Below are 14,962 nucleotides of genomic sequence, written 5' to 3' on the forward strand. Positions count from 1 at the left end.
GGGCTTCACCAACACTCAATGAGAAGCCTTCCAATTTGGCCGCCAACAGCCTAAAGCGGGAAGACACGCGTCAACATCGGCTAAAAGAATGGAATCAGGAGCTAATACAGGTCAACTATTCGGAGGTGCCAGAAATGACCATATCCCAACGTACTTAATTGAATATTTTGTTAAATAATAAAACCCAAAATAAGAATATACCAATATAGATATGTTTTATTAATTCGAAGCCATAATCCGGCAAGCCTCATGTGATGAAGCTAAACCGGCGATCTACTCTGGATTCCAATTTTATGTCTGTGATTTTCTGATTATTGCTAACGTTTGAATGTTGCGATGAGGATGTATCAATACAGCTTGCCGATAGACAACCTGTATTCATGATCAATGATATTCACGGACTGTCTGAAGTTAACGCTGCATCAGCTTCACGACCGCTAGCTGTTGGTGATCAAGGACTGGCCAGGAAATCTGGGGGGATCAAGGCTGAAGCGGGTGTCAGCCCCAGGCCAAAGCCAACACGTGATCTTTACTCCGCCAGCACAATCCGGTACTGCTCGCCAAAGATCTCGAGCACATCGCCATTCATAATTTTCTTGCGCTTTTGGGTTTCCAATTCGCCATTCAACAGCACTTCGCCATTTTCGATCATGATCTTGGCTTCGCCACCGCTGGAAGCGATGTTTTCGAATTTGAGGATTTTATACAGTTCAACCGGCTCGCGGTTGATCAGAACGGTTTGCATAGGAATTCCAGAGTAATGGGATTTGGGACAGAGCGCAGGCTCTTGCAAAAGAAGTGCATGCCTGGCCCGATGCGTCTGCCAGAGACAAAAAACGGGAGCCAGCTAATGCCAGAGCTCCCGTCTTTCAACTTGCACAATCGCGTCAGACGTCCGACTTCAGACCTCTGACGTAATCATCACAGCAGGTTGCGGCCCTTGCGAGCGGCAGTGCGCAGACGCAGGGCATTCAGCTTGATAAAGCCTGCCGCATCTTTCTGGTCGTAAGCACCTGCGTCGTCTTCGAAGGTAGCAATCTTCTCGTCGAACAGGGTGTCGTCGGAACGACGGCCAACCACAATCACGTTGCCCTTGTAGAGTTTGATGCGTACATCGCCGTTAACCACTTTCTGGGTTTCGTCGATGGCAGCTTGCAGCATCTTGCGCTCTGGAGACCACCAGTAACCGTTGTAGATCAGGCTGGCGTATTTTGGCATCAGCTCGTCTTTCAGGTGAGCGGCTTCACGATCCAGCGTGATGGATTCGATCGCACGGTGGGCTTTCAGCAGTACAGTACCGGCTGGAGTTTCGTAACAGCCACGGGCTTTCATGCCGACGTAACGGTTCTCCACGATGTCGACACGACCAACGCCGTGCTCGCCAGCCAGCTTGTTCAGCTCTTCCATAATGGTGGCTGGAGATTTCTCAACGCCATCAATGGCAACCGGGTCACCGTTGCTGAAAGTGATGGTCAGGTAAGCTGGAGTGTCTGGTGCTTTCTCTGGCGAGTTGCTCCACAGCCACATGTCTTCTTCAGGCTCGGACCATGGATCTTCCAGGATGTCGCCTTCATAGGAAATGTGCAGCAGGTTGGCGTCCATAGAGTATGGGGATTTTTTGCCAGCCTTCTTCTCAACCTTGATACCGTGCTGATCACAGTAGGCCATCAGGGTTTCACGAGAAGTCAGGTTCCATTCACGCCATGGGGCGATTACTTTAACGCCTGGCTTCAGGGCGTAGGCGCCCATTTCGAAACGAACCTGGTCGTTACCTTTGCCGGTCGCACCGTGAGCGATGGCATCAGCACCGGTTTCGTTGGCAATTTCGATCAGACGCTTGGCGATCAGCGGACGGGCAATGGAAGTACCCAGCAGGTATTCGCCTTCGTAAATGGTGTTGGCGCGGAACATCGGGAAAACGAAGTCACGGGCAAACTCTTCGCGCAGGTCATCAATGTAGATTTCCTTGATGCCCAGAGCTTCGGCTTTGGCACGTGCTGGTTCTACTTCTTCGCCCTGACCCAGGTCAGCAGTGAAGGTAACCACTTCGCACTTGTATTCTTCTTGCAGCCATTTGGCGATCACGGAAGTGTCCAGACCGCCAGAATAGGCCAGCACCACTTTTTTGATGTCTGACATGAAAATCTCCAGGTGAATTCAGCCAACCGGCGACTAACCAGAAGGCGCCGTACCAGACGGAACGGCCAAAAGAAAAAGGGCCGCATTTTACATAAATGCGGCCCCGTTCGCCAGTTTCAGCCCCTAAGCGGCTTATAAAACTGTTTTACCAGCGGTTAATTTATACGCTTCCAACCAGTCATTAACGGCATTCAACCAGAATATTGATGCCTGTCCACATCTCCTGATCAGCGGTGTTGTTGGTAAAGCTGGAAGCGATCATGGTGTCGCCCATTTTGTTCACATAAAACGAATGGGTTCCTTCATCATCGGTTAATGACAGCACGCCATCAGCGAAGCTGTTGATCGTCAGCGTGCTGGTGCCGGAATTGGAATAGCTATCCAATGTACCTTGCAGCCCCTGGGTTTCGTATGTCGTACCATTGTCATCGTAGCTGTATAGCTCCAGCCCCATACCAAGCTCAGCTTCTTGCTCACTGTCTATGGTAACCGTCACCTGCGAAGAACTGGTGATGGACACACGGTACTCCTGTGCTCCCAGATTGACCCGCGCGAAATTATCGCCCTGATAGGCAACACCACTGTAGGTGCCTACCATGCAATAGCTACGGCCAACCAGATCATCCAGAGTCACGGCTTCATCCATGCCATCGACCTGGTCCTGCAAGTTGGTCAGCTGGGTTTGCAAGTCGGTAATTGTTGATTGCAAGCTGCTGATATCGGTCGCGTTGGCATCTACCGCAGTAACAACCGCGTCAAAATTACCATTCACTTCCGATGCCTTTGCCGCTGTACCGGCAGTAAAAGTCGTTATATTACCTGAGTCAACAACGCCTGCCTGGGCATTCAGTCCAGCGACCAGAATTGCCGCCATGGCTGTGATTTTGGTTTTCATAATCATCTCCTGAATCTTGTTCTGTGCTTACTGCCAGCTGGACTGGTCCCAGTTAGTATCGTCCCACACCGCCTCGGCGAGGGTTTCACATGCGTCACCGGTGCCATCGGAATCCGTATCGGCCTGATCGGCATTGGCGATGGTCGGGCAATTATCGAGCGGGTCATTAACGCCATCGCCATCACCATCGCTGCTGTTTGGATATGGGTCAGAATTGTCGCCCAAACCGTCGCCATCAGTGTCGGTGGTTTCACTGGCGTCATTGGGGAAAGCGTCTGAGTTATCGCCCACACCGTCGCCATCAGAATCCAGCCACTCTGTCGAATCTTGCGGGAAGGCATCGTCGGTGTCGGCAATACCGTCACTGTCCACATCGGATACCGCACTGGCCGTGGTTGGTGTGCTGCTGACAGTACCTTCCGACAGACTGGTGGTGGATTGCAGTACCAGGGTGGTGTCGGTTTCTGCAACCAGCAGGTTTTCTACATCACCAACCGTGGTTGAAGTGCCAGGGATCAGCTTATCGCTGACGTCCTCTTCCACCACCGCCTGCAAATCAGCACTGGTCACTGAACTGAACAAGGCAATCGCACCTGTGCTGGAATTGCCGTCAATCACACCGTCGGTCAGATCTTCGGCAATCGCATCAAACACCTGTTCGGCGGTTACCTCTCCGGCCAATAAACTGGTGGCAATATCGTTTACCACCACAGCGACGCCTTCGATGGCCTGACGACACAACAACACCTGGCGAAGTTCTTCGTCGGTACTGGAATCAGACGTTACCAGTGGTGGGGTGTTGAGCAGGTCAGCATCGGTCTGCCAGCCAAAACCGAAGGTCGACAGCACCTGCTGAACCGCCAGATCCAACGCACTGCTGTACTCGGCGGTGGTAATGGTGCCGTCGTTATTACCGCTATAGGGAGCCAGTGAATCGGCTTGCAAACGTGCCAGTTTGATCGCCAGCGTTGTGAGCGGAGACGCGTAAACAGAGCCTCCAGCAATGATTGTATCGGCATCAATAACGGTCGATAGTGTTGTGATTAGCGGCGTCGTGCCCGTATTGATATCAGTGGTCGAGTCAGAAGTCGTAAATTCGACCAACAGTTTCTGGCCAGCAAGGCTGGAGAGAATTGTCAGATTATTAATAAAGGAAGTATCGGCCGTATTACCCGAGGTAATCAGTGAGCCTTTCAGATCAGCGGCAGTCACATCCAGCTGGTACACAGCAACGTCAGCCTGAGCCAGTGGCCCTTTTACAGCAACCCCCGTCAGCGACACGGATTGAGGTTCCTCATTACCACCGGAATCGCCCCCGCCGCCTCCACCGCCGCCGCAGGCAGCAAGCCCGAGAGTTCCACATAGCCCTACGGCCATCATGGAATTCCGCACCCAATCCATAAGCACCTCCCTTCACGATTATTACGCCAGCTTGCTGGTCGAATCATATTTTCACATAACAACGTAAAACCCAGCGAATATTGCCGATTAAATATTAAACAACAAGATAAATTTTCTTATCTTTGCAATACCTGTATTGCCAGCATTTGTATTTTCAGAAAATTCACTGCATCCCGGTTATCGATATGATGATGGATCTATACGTAGTGCGACTCTCTATACGTCCTATACGGCTCCGTTCCAGCCGTTGCGCTGATTACAGAATAGCGCTGGCAGCAATAACCTGTTCCAGATTGAAGGGTTGACCCGGGCCAACCTGAATATCTAGCATCGGACGCTCGCTACTCTCTACCTACGCGACATTCTGCAAAGAGACGGTAGCGAAATATTCTCAGGGCGGGGTGAAATTCCCCACCGGTGGTAGGTGTCTGGACTGGTAGTCCGCCAGGCATAAGCCCACGAGCGCCTGCAGGTAGTTTTTGCAGGGACAGCAGATCTGGTCAAACTCCAGAGCCGACGGTCATAGTCCGGATGAAAGAGGATACACACGGCATCAGTGATTGCATTCGGGCTCAAGTACTAACACTCGTTAGCGTCAAGCTCGAAAAATGCGACTGTTTTGCCATGCGTTTTTTGCTGCCTGAAAACAGCCCTCCTGTCAGCCCTGATTCATGAAGATTAATTCTGGAGACCCCATGAATCAGATTGCTCCGCAACACTCTCTGCTGGCCGCTTTTGGCTCCCCGCTTGAACGTGTCGAACGTGCGTTACAGGCGCTGCGTAATGGCCAGGGCGTATTGGTCCTTGACGATGAAGATCGCGAAAACGAAGGTGACCTGATCTATTCCGTCGACCACCTCACCAACGCCCAGATGGCGCTGATGATTCGTGAATGCAGCGGCATTGTTTGCCTCTGTCTGAGCGACGAAGCCGCCGACCATTTGCAATTACCACCAATGGTGATCAACAACGAAAGCGCCAACCAGACAGCCTTCACCGTCTCGATTGAAGCCAAACGCGGCGTCACCACCGGCGTTTCCGCCGCCGACCGGGTGACGACCATCAAAACCGCCTGTGCCACGGGTGCCAAAGCCGAAGACCTCGCCCGTCCTGGCCATGTATTCCCGCTACGTGCCCGCGCTGGCGGTGTGCTGGAACGTCGTGGTCATACCGAAGGCACGGTTGATCTGATGAAACTGGCGGGGCTGTCACCCGCAGGCGTCTTGTGCGAAGTCACTAACGTCGATGGCAGTATGGCCAAAACCGCAGAGATCATTGCTTTTGGCCGTGAATTCAATATGCCGGTATTAACCATTGAAGACATCGTTCAGTACCGCCAGACCAGTGAGCAGCTGGCCAGACTGGTTTAATCTCAAATCAATCACTGGCAGCTTCTACGGATTGTGGAAGCTGCCGCAAAATATACAGACGCTGCAACTTTCAATCGCTCCAAGCCGTTATACTCCGCCGCATAACGACAACGACTCTATTGCCAGGAGGGCAATCTGATGACTCGACTCACGCGGTCGGCGGCAGCGATTTTACTGACTCTGGGAATTTACACAGGTCTGGCAGGCTGCGGCGAAAACGACTCAGGTCCTGCTGCCGAACCACAATTAACTGAACAAACACAAACGGCCAGCCCCCCTGCTCAGCCTGAAGCCAGTGCCGACCAGACAGCTGCCACGACCACTGCCTCAGCACCAACGGCCGAACCGGTTGAGCAGCCAGCCGCCGCAACAACCGTTGCTGACTCCCAACCCGCCGCTGATGCCGAACGTTATGCTGGCATCCCGTTGACCATCGCCCGTATCAGTGAAGCCAGTTATGACGGCGGCAGTACCGTGCGTATACAGCTGTCGGTGCCACTGGACGACAGCATCACGCTGGAAGACTACATCACGGTCAACAGCCAGAAAGGCAAAAGCTGGATCAAATCAGCAGATCATCGCTCACTCTATATGCTCGGAGCCGAGCCGCAAACCAGCTACCGCATTACCGTCAACGCCGGTCTCAAGGGCAGCAATGGCAGTGTGCTGAACAGCGCCGCCAAAGCTGAAGTCACCACCCTCGCCGCACCAGCCAGCCTGGAGTTTGCCAGCGATGGCCGGGTACTGGCACTCAGCAGCCAGCAAGGCCTGCCGGTCATCAGTCAGAACATCGCCGAAGCCAATGTCAGCTTCTTCCGGGTGCAGGACGACCAGCTGCAAAAGATTCAACGGTATCTGGGCCGAGGCACTCGCACAGACTTGTGGAGCCGTGACAGTCTGGCGAAAATATCCGACTTCAAATACGAAGGCCGTTTCAAACTCACCGATGAACGCAATCGCCGCCGTCAGATCAACCTGCCGGTACGGGATATTCCGCAGCTTTCCGCCCCCGGTATTTATCTGGTGGTGATGCAGCAGCCCGGCACGTTTGATAATCAGGTGGCCACCAGCTGGTACAGCCTCACCGACCTTGGCCTGCATTTACATCAATACGGCAACCGCTCCGAACTGCTGGTGCAAAGCCTTGAAACGACCCAGCCGATTGCCAATGCCAGCGTTGAGCTGCTCGACTACGAAGGAGCCTCCGTCCAGCTGGGTCTGACCGATCAGGACGGCCGCCTGAGTATTCGCAAAAGCATGATGGATCGTTATGAGCGCGCCGGCACCCTGGTGGTTCGCAAAGGCGAATCGGTCAGCCTGCTGTCACTCTCAACCAGCGCCCTGGATCTGTCTGAATTCCAGTTCAGCCAAAGGCCATCGCGTGCGCAGGAACTCTTTATTTACAGCCCGCGCGATCTTTATCGCGGTGGCGAAACCGCCGAGTTTTCAGCACTGCTGCGTGGCCCCGATGGCAAACCGATCCGGGTTCCCAAATTGCAGGCGGTGGTTACCCAGCCGGATGGCCAGCGCCTGACCAGCATTAGTCTGGCAACCGAGTCCGCAGGTTATTACCACTGGTCCGTTGCGTTGGCGGACGACGCCATGACGGGTGACTGGGACGTCAGCGTCAAGCTGCCCGATAACAGCACCAGCCGTTATTACTTCAAGGTCGAGGACTTTATGCCGGAGCGGCTGAAAATCAGCTGGCACCCGGACGCCACCAGCAGCAATGCCAACCAGCATTCGGGCAACGGCAAATTGACCGTGCCGGTACTTGGTGAATACCTCTATGGCGCACCAGCGTCAGGCAACCGTTTCCTCGCCAGTCTGAACGTCAAGCCGGAACTACATCCGTTCGACAACTGGCGCGATTACAGCTTCGCCGATGCCAGCGAAACCCGTTGGAACAGCCAGGATGAACAGGACAGCACCCTCAATGACTACGGCAAGCTGGATCTGCAAATCAGCAACAGCTGGTCAGCCGCCAGCATTCCGATGGCAGTCACCATTACTGGCAGCCTGTTTGAAAGTGGTGGTCGCCCGGTAGTTCGTCGTCAGAAAGAAATCTGGCTGCCCGCCAAACAACTGGTGGGCGTCAAACCACTGTTCAAGGATCGCGCGCCCTCCAACGGTCTGGCCCATTTTGAGCTGGTCAAAACCGACGGTACCGAACAGCTGTTCGATGCCCGGCAAGTCAATGTGCGGCTGATCAACACCAATCCGGATTACGACTGGCGCTACAACAGCGACCGTGGCTGGTACTACGAACGCCGCGATCAGGCCACCGTTGAGCTAACCCTCAGCGTTGACCTGTCGAGCAAGCAACCCACCCGCATTGCCGTGCCGGTCGACTGGGGCGACTACCGCCTGGAAGTCGAAAACCCGGATAACGGTCAGACTGCAGTGGTGGATTTTGAATCCGGTTATGGCTGGTGGGGATCGTACGCCAGCGAAGGTAACGCCCGTCCACGGCAGGTCAGTCTGGCCTGGGACAAGGCCGGTTATCAGGCTGGCGACGTTGCCCGCCTGACAATCACGCCACCAGCAGCGGCGGAACAACTGCCTGATCAACCGTCGCAGGCGGTGGTGATGATCGAATCCGACGAGCTGCTATTGCTGAAGCGAGTCGAACTGGACAACCAGGGCGGTCATGTTGATATCCCGATTGATGCCAGCTGGAACCGCCACGATATCTACGCAACCGTGCTGTACCTGCAACCGGCAGATAACCAGAAACGCATCACACCGACCCGCGCGGTTGGCCTGATTCACCTGCCGCTGGATCGCCAGCCACGCAAGCTTGAGATCAGCACCAACGCGCCGGAAAAATGGCTGCCAGATCGGCAAGTCACCGTGGAGCTGGACATCAGCCAGCAGCAGCAAGCAGTCAAACAGGCCTGGGTTACCCTGGCGGCAGTAGATGTCGGCGTACTGTCGATTTCCCGTTTTGAAACGCCCGATCCATTTGAGTTTTTCTTTCAGCCGCGTCGCTACGACGTCGACATGTTCGACCTCTACAACGACGTGATCGCCTTTAATAACAGCAAGCCGGCAACACTCAATTTTGGTGGCGATGCAGACATGGCTCGCGGTGGCGATATGGCCCGTTCGCAGGTGCAGATTGTCTCGCTGTTCTCCGGCCGGGTTGCCGTAACCAACGGCAAGGCCAGCGTGCCGCTGCAACTGCCGGACTTCAACGGCCGCCTGCGTTTGATGGCAGTAGCCTTCACAGACGACGCCTTTGGCTCACTGGAACAGGAAGTCACCGTCGCCGCGCCAGTAGTGACCCAATTGTCGATGCCACGTTTTGCCGGTATGGGGGATGACTCCCAAATTGCCTTTGATATCACCAACCTCAGCGGTGCCAGCCAGACCCTGACAGTCACGCCAACCGCTACCGGCCCGGTTGAGTTCAGCGCCCAGCCGCAAACCCTGACACTGGCCAATCAGCAGAAACAGACGCTGGTGTACCCGTTCAAGGCAAGCTATCCGCAACAGGCGTCACTGGGACAAATCGATTTCCATATCACAGTTGATGGTGTGGCTGATTATCCGATTGATCGCCACTGGCAACTGGTCAGTCGCCCAACCCTGCCAGCCTTCACCGAATTCACCCGCGGCCGTCTCAGCAGTCAGGAAACCCTGGCGTTGGATGCCGCACAACTGGCTGGTATTGATCCGCGCTACGTCAGCACCCAGGTAACGCTCGATAGTCAGGTCAACCTCAATCCGCGTCGGCAACTGGACGACCTGCTGCACTACCCGTACGGCTGTCTGGAGCAGTCGGTTTCCAGCAGTTATCCCTGGTTGCTGGTGCCACAACAACAAATCGACGAGCTGAACGAGCGCAGTGGCAAAGCCTTCGACCGTCAGCAAGCGATGGCCAGTGGCATCCAGCGTGTGGTCCGCAAAATGCGCAGCAGCGGTGGCTTCTCGCTGTGGTCCTCCAGCGACGACTATGAGCAGCACTGGCTGTCAGCCTACGCCACCCAGTTCCTGATCGATGCCAAAAACCATGGTTACAACGTCGACCAGCCAACCATCGACAAGGCCCTTAACCGCCTGCACGACTATGTGCGTGGACGCGGTGAAAGTTCCGAGCGCTGGAGCAACGACAGCAACGCCTACCGCTTCGCCTATCGAGCGTATGCCGCCTACGTACTGGCGTTACAGCAACGTATCTCGCTGTCAGACGTGCGCAAGCTGACCAACGGCAAGCCGGAACATGCAACGCCCTTGAGTCTGGTGCAGCTGGCGCTGGCAGCTCGTCAGCTGGGTGATAACGATCTCGCCAACGGCCTGATCGAACAGGCCAAACGCAGCAAACGCGAACGCTATTACTACATTGGCGATTATGGTTCGGATATTCGAGATCAGGCTGCAACCGCAGCGTTGCTGATGGAAAACGATTATCGCCGGGACTGGGCCGACGACCTGCTCTACCAGCTCGAAACCGAGTTACGCAGCCGCCGTTATCTGAGCACCCAGGAACGCATCCAGCTGCTAAAAGCGGCGCAGTTGCAACCGCAAAGTACCCAGAACTGGCAGGTCCAGCTGGCCTTTGCAGACCAGCAAATCGACCTGCAAGGCACCCAACAACAGCGTTATCGCACTCAGGATGCTGCGGTTCTGGCAGGTATTGAACTGAAAAACAGCGGCCCGGAAAGCCTCAGCAGCGAAATCGCCGTGCGCGGTTATCGAGAGCTGAAAACCCCACGCGTGAACGACAACGTTTATATCGAGCGTCGTTATTTCACTCGCAAGGGCGAGCCCATCACCATGGGGGACCAGCCACTGCAGATGAAAACCGGCGATTTGATGCTGGTTGAGCTGCGCATTCGTGCGGATAAATATCGGCCGGATCTGCTGGCAGTCGACCTGCTGCCTGCCGGTCTGGAGCTGGAAAACCAGAACCTGCTCGACAGCCAGTCAATCGCCGACATCAAGATCGAGAGCACCAGCATCGCTGACTGGAGCAGTAACAATGGCGTGGTTCATCAGGAATTCCGTGACGACCGCTTTGTTGCCGCACTGGCCACTGGCGACAGCTATAGCTCCCGTATCTATTACATGGTACGAGCTGTGACACCGGGTAAATACCGTATTCCCGGGCCGCTGCTGGAAGATATGTATGATCCGGAAGCGCGTTCGGTGGGTGCCAACTCGAACTGGTTGATTATTGAGTAAGAGGGGTCGACAACATTGTGTAAGCCAGGCTCTGCCCAGCACTTGTTGGGCGCGGCCCAACCTACGCAGCAATAAGTTACAGGCCAGGTTGGGAAAATTCTCGGGGCGGCAACAGGCATGTAGGATGGGCCATGCCCATCATCATTCCTGTGGTGTTGGGCGCGGCCAACCTACAACTCAGGGGCCGCGCTGGCTCGATAATCAACAACATTATGTAGGATGGGCCATGCCCAGCAAATTTTTAGAATGACAGCGGTATGACCTCCCCGGCGAATCAGCAACCATCAAGCCCCACACCTGGAACCAAAGCGCCAGTCAGGGTTGTTCGCCAACGTCTGTTACGAATAATACTGGCGGTGCCGGTTTTACTGGTGGCTGTCGCGCTACTGCTGGATTGGTTGTTGCCGCTGCAACTGCCACAACACCAGGCCGCAGAATTCTCCCGCGTGGTGGTCGACAGCCAGGGCCGCACCCTGCGCGCCTTCCCTGATCGCAACGGCGTCTGGCGCATGCCGATTGCGCTTGATCAGGTCAGCCCGGATTACCTGCAGGCCGTGATCAACTACGAAGATCGCTGGTTCTATTGGCATCCCGGCATCAACCCGCTGGCGATTGCCCGCGCCAGCTGGCAGAACCTCCGTTGTGGTTGTGTAGTGTCCGGCGGTTCCACGCTCACCATGCAGGTAGCGCGACGTCTTTATCCACACTCACGGGATTTTAGCGGCAAGCTGCAGCAGGCATTGCGGGCGCTGCAGCTGGAATGGCATCTCAGCAAGGATGACATTCTGCAGCTGTATCTCAACTACGCGCCGATGGGCGGTGTCATTGAAGGCGTTGAAGCCGCAGCACAAATGTACCTCGACAAGCCAGCGTCGCAGCTGTCGTTATCCGAAGCCGCATTGCTGGCGGTGTTACCGCAATCACCCAGTTTCTGGCGTCCTGACCGCCACCCACAAAGAGCCAAAGCCGCCCGTGACAAGGTCTTGAAACGGCTGTTGGACTTTCAGGTGATCAACCAGCACGACTACCAGCTGGCGTTGCTCGACCCGGTATTTGCACGCCAGCCCGACACCCCACAGCAAGCGGCCTTGTTGGCCCGCCAGCTGATTCAGCAATATCCCCAACAAAGTCTGATTCGCACCACCATCGACGGTGAGTTGCAGCGCGAAATCAGTCAGCAGGTTGAACGCGATGTGCAGCAGATGACCCGTCAGCATTCTGCCGCGGTACTGGTGCTGGACAACCAGACCCATCAGATTCGCGCCTACGTCGGCACTGCCGATTTTGGTAACCAGCAACGTCTGGGCCACGTTGATATGGTGCAGGCCATTCGTTCGCCCGGCTCGACGCTGAAACCCTTTATTTATGGTCTGGCGCTGGATCAGGGGCTGATTCACGGCGCCAGTCTGTTAAGTGACGCGCCACGGTTACGACAACAATATCAACCGGGTAACTTTGCCAGCGGTTTTTCCGGCCCGGTGACACCGCAGCAGGCGTTACACCAGTCACTCAATCTGCCAGCCGTTCAGGTACTGGAAGCACTGACGCCGGAGCGTTTTTACGCCGCCTTGGGTAACGTCGGTTTCAACTATCAACTGCCAGAGGCCGCCAAACCGAATCTGTCACTGGCGCTCGGCGGCGGTGGCGTCAGCCTGTGGCAGCTGGTCATGCTTTACAGCGCCTTGATGAATCAGGGCGATGTGTATCCGTCACAGTTCTTGGCCGATCCGCCGACGACCAATCTCCCGGCCAAACACCTGCTCAGCCCGGCCGCCGCCTGGGTCACCGCCGATTGGCTGCGCAATCCGCTGCCAGGCCACAGCCGTAGTCTGGACGTTTGGCAGGCTCGGCCATTTGGCTGGAAAACCGGCACCAGCTATGGTTTCCGGGATGCCTGGGCGCTGGGTATCACGCCGCAATATACCGTCGGCGTCTGGTTTGGACGGCCCGACGGCACGCCGTCACCAGGTTATTTTGGTGGCATCACAGCGATGCCAACACTGCAACGCATCATGAGTTTGCTGGATCGCCAGCCGGACTGGCCAACCGCGCCAGAAGAAGTACAGCAACAAACCATCTGCTGGCCGCTGGGACGACTGGCCAGTGCAACTCCGACGGATCAGTGCCACCGCCAACTCAGCGGCTGGACGATTCGCCAAATGGTGCCGCCCACCCTGCCGGACAACGCCAACCCGAATGGCCAGAATCCGCTGCCAGTGCTGGTGAATCAGCAAGGTCTGCGGGTCAATGCCAGCTGCGATCCCGGCCCCTATCAGCTGCGTTATCTGGCCAGCTGGCCACTGATGCTGGAAGCCTGGACTCCACGTCAGCAACGGCTCAGCCAACAGCTGCCAGAAGTGGCACCAGATTGCCGCCAGGCTCTGTCATTACAACGCAATTTGCAGATTACCGGTCTGGAGCCGAACGAGCGTTTACGGTCAGTGCATCGGCAGGAAGATGGTCAGCTGGCGCTGCCAGTACTGGCGTTAGGTGCCAACGGTGGCGTTGGCCTGCGGCACTGGTACATCAATGGCGAATATCGCGGTAGCAGCGGCGAGCGCCAGGTATTCCAATTGCCACTGCGACAGCCAGGCGAACAGCAGATTGTGGTGATCGATGACGAAGGTAACAGCGACCGTATCGGTGTGTTTGCAGACTGACGGGAGCTGTCCAGCTGCTACCAGCCACTTCCCAACAGCAAGTGCTGCGCCAGATACATGGATCAGAGAGTTTGGTCAGGCCGTATGGATTCCGGATCTCGCAAGCTCGTCCGGAATGACGCTAATTACGCGACTTTGGCTTGAACAGCAGTTGTCCGGAATGACGCTGGTTACGCGGCTTTGGCTTGAACAGCAGTTCGTTCCGAATGACGCTAGTTACGCGGCTTTGGCTTGAACAGCAGTTCGTCCGGAATCGCCATGTCCTTATCCATTTCCAGCCGGATGGTTACGCGTCGGTTTTCGGCCCGCCCCTGCGCCGTCTTGTTGCTGGCGACCGGATAACGGTCACCATGAAAACGGGTGGTCAGCATGGTGGCGTCGATGCCCTTTTCAACCAAATAACGTTCAACCGCTTCAACCCGGCTTTTGGAAATCTGGCGATTGTCATAACGACGCCCCTGATTATCTGCATGACCATCCAGATAGACGGCATTTACTCTCGGGTCGTGCTGGATGTAATAGATAATCTGGTCGAGTGATTGCAGATCTTTCTTGTCGAGCTTGTCACCACCACTGGGGAAAAACACCTTGCGGCGGGCCACCTGATCGAAGTTAAGCGGCAGCAGCTGGCTGACACACTCCAAAAAGACTGGGTAAAAATCCTGAAAGGTCACATTCGACAAATAAACCCGCACAAAGCGGTCGGTGTCGTAACGGGTCTTGTGACTGATGGTTGGCCGCTTGCCCTCCAGCAAGCCATGCAAAAAGACATTGCTGCGACGGGCGTCCAGTGCAAGCAAGGGCGGTGCCTGACTAAGTTTGGCGGTGCCCATGTTTTCCGACTGCTCCGATGGCCGCCATGGTGGTGGCAACAACGAAATCCGCGCCGGGCTGTAATCCATCATGTTATTGATGGCTTCGAGCTGGAAGCTGACATCTTCACCGGCCTTGTGCACAAACACCGCACTGCCGTAGGTCGGAATTGGTTGTTCAAAGCGACATTCAAAAATCGACCCGGACACCAGCCAGCGGGTGTCCTGCACGTCGAGGCCATATTCCAGCGGCAGCGGAATACGCCCGCCAGCCGCCTGCAGGCTGGTCAAAAGACCGAGCAGGCCGGTCAATGTAGTCAGCCGCAACCGGCGCCAGAACAAGCCCGTCGCGGTAATGTGTAAACGCTTCATGATGATCCTTCGCCAGCCGGATAGAAAATTGGCTGATCGTCACGGTTAGCGGCCGGAATTAACAAACCTTGAGCAAATTTCCTCGCTGACAGATCAACCGTCAGCCACAGCAAGCCGCGACAAAGC

General features: G+C 55.6%; 8 protein-coding genes and 1 riboswitch. Of the genes, 3 read left to right on the top strand and 5 right to left on the bottom strand.

Features of this window, described 5'->3' with window-relative positions:
* Nucleotides 1-529 precede the first annotated feature (529 nt).
* The 4 genes from K6123_RS18070 to K6123_RS18085 all read right to left on the bottom strand — a co-directional run bounded on the left by K6123_RS18070 (nucleotide 530) and on the right by K6123_RS18085 (nucleotide 4,435).
* Nucleotides 530-745, bottom strand: a complete 216-nt coding sequence (locus K6123_RS18070; protein WP_221800357.1) for an RNA-binding S4 domain-containing protein — start codon at nucleotides 743-745, stop codon at nucleotides 530-532.
* 176 nt (nucleotides 746-921) lie between these two features.
* Nucleotides 922-2,139 carry an argininosuccinate synthase gene (locus K6123_RS18075; protein WP_221800359.1) on the bottom strand — a complete coding sequence of 406 codons (1,218 nt, stop codon included), beginning with the start codon at nucleotides 2,137-2,139 and terminating at the stop codon, nucleotides 922-924.
* Nucleotides 2,140-2,320: 181 nt separating this feature from the next.
* Nucleotides 2,321-3,034, bottom strand: a complete 714-nt coding sequence (locus tag K6123_RS18080) for a hypothetical protein (RefSeq protein WP_221800361.1) — start codon at nucleotides 3,032-3,034, stop codon at nucleotides 2,321-2,323.
* A gap of 27 nt (nucleotides 3,035-3,061) precedes the next feature.
* On the bottom strand, nucleotides 3,062-4,435 hold the full coding sequence (locus K6123_RS18085; RefSeq protein ID WP_221800364.1) for a thrombospondin type 3 repeat-containing protein: 1,374 nt from the start codon (nucleotides 4,433-4,435) through the stop codon (nucleotides 3,062-3,064).
* 383 nt (nucleotides 4,436-4,818) lie between these two features.
* Nucleotides 4,819-4,982, top strand: a riboswitch (FMN riboswitch).
* A 148-nt stretch (nucleotides 4,983-5,130) separates the two neighbouring features.
* Between K6123_RS18085 and ribB the strand changes: the two genes are divergently transcribed.
* The 3 genes from ribB to pbpC all read left to right on the top strand — a co-directional run bounded on the left by ribB (nucleotide 5,131) and on the right by pbpC (nucleotide 13,652).
* Nucleotides 5,131-5,805 (top strand): 3,4-dihydroxy-2-butanone-4-phosphate synthase, encoded by a 675-nt coding sequence (gene ribB / locus K6123_RS18090; RefSeq protein WP_221800366.1) that lies wholly within the window; start codon nucleotides 5,131-5,133, stop codon nucleotides 5,803-5,805.
* A 138-nt stretch (nucleotides 5,806-5,943) separates the two neighbouring features.
* Entirely contained in the window at nucleotides 5,944-10,992 is a 5,049-nt protein-coding gene (locus tag K6123_RS18095; protein WP_221800368.1) for an alpha-2-macroglobulin family protein, read from the top strand.
* Between the two features lie 371 nt (nucleotides 10,993-11,363).
* On the top strand, nucleotides 11,364-13,652 hold the full coding sequence (pbpC, locus tag K6123_RS18100; protein WP_221800370.1) for a penicillin-binding protein 1C: 2,289 nt from the start codon (nucleotides 11,364-11,366) through the stop codon (nucleotides 13,650-13,652).
* 212 nt (nucleotides 13,653-13,864) lie between these two features.
* On the opposite strand, the gene K6123_RS18105 is transcribed toward pbpC, so the two are convergent.
* Nucleotides 13,865-14,836 carry a flagellar protein MotY gene (locus K6123_RS18105; protein ID WP_221800372.1) on the bottom strand — a complete coding sequence of 324 codons (972 nt, stop codon included), beginning with the start codon at nucleotides 14,834-14,836 and terminating at the stop codon, nucleotides 13,865-13,867.
* Nucleotides 14,837-14,962: the final 126 nt, after the last annotated feature.

The sequence above is a fragment of the Oceanobacter mangrovi genome (assembly GCF_019740315.1).
In the GTDB taxonomy this organism is placed as follows: Bacteria; Pseudomonadota; Gammaproteobacteria; order Pseudomonadales; family Oceanobacteraceae; genus Oceanobacter; species Oceanobacter mangrovi.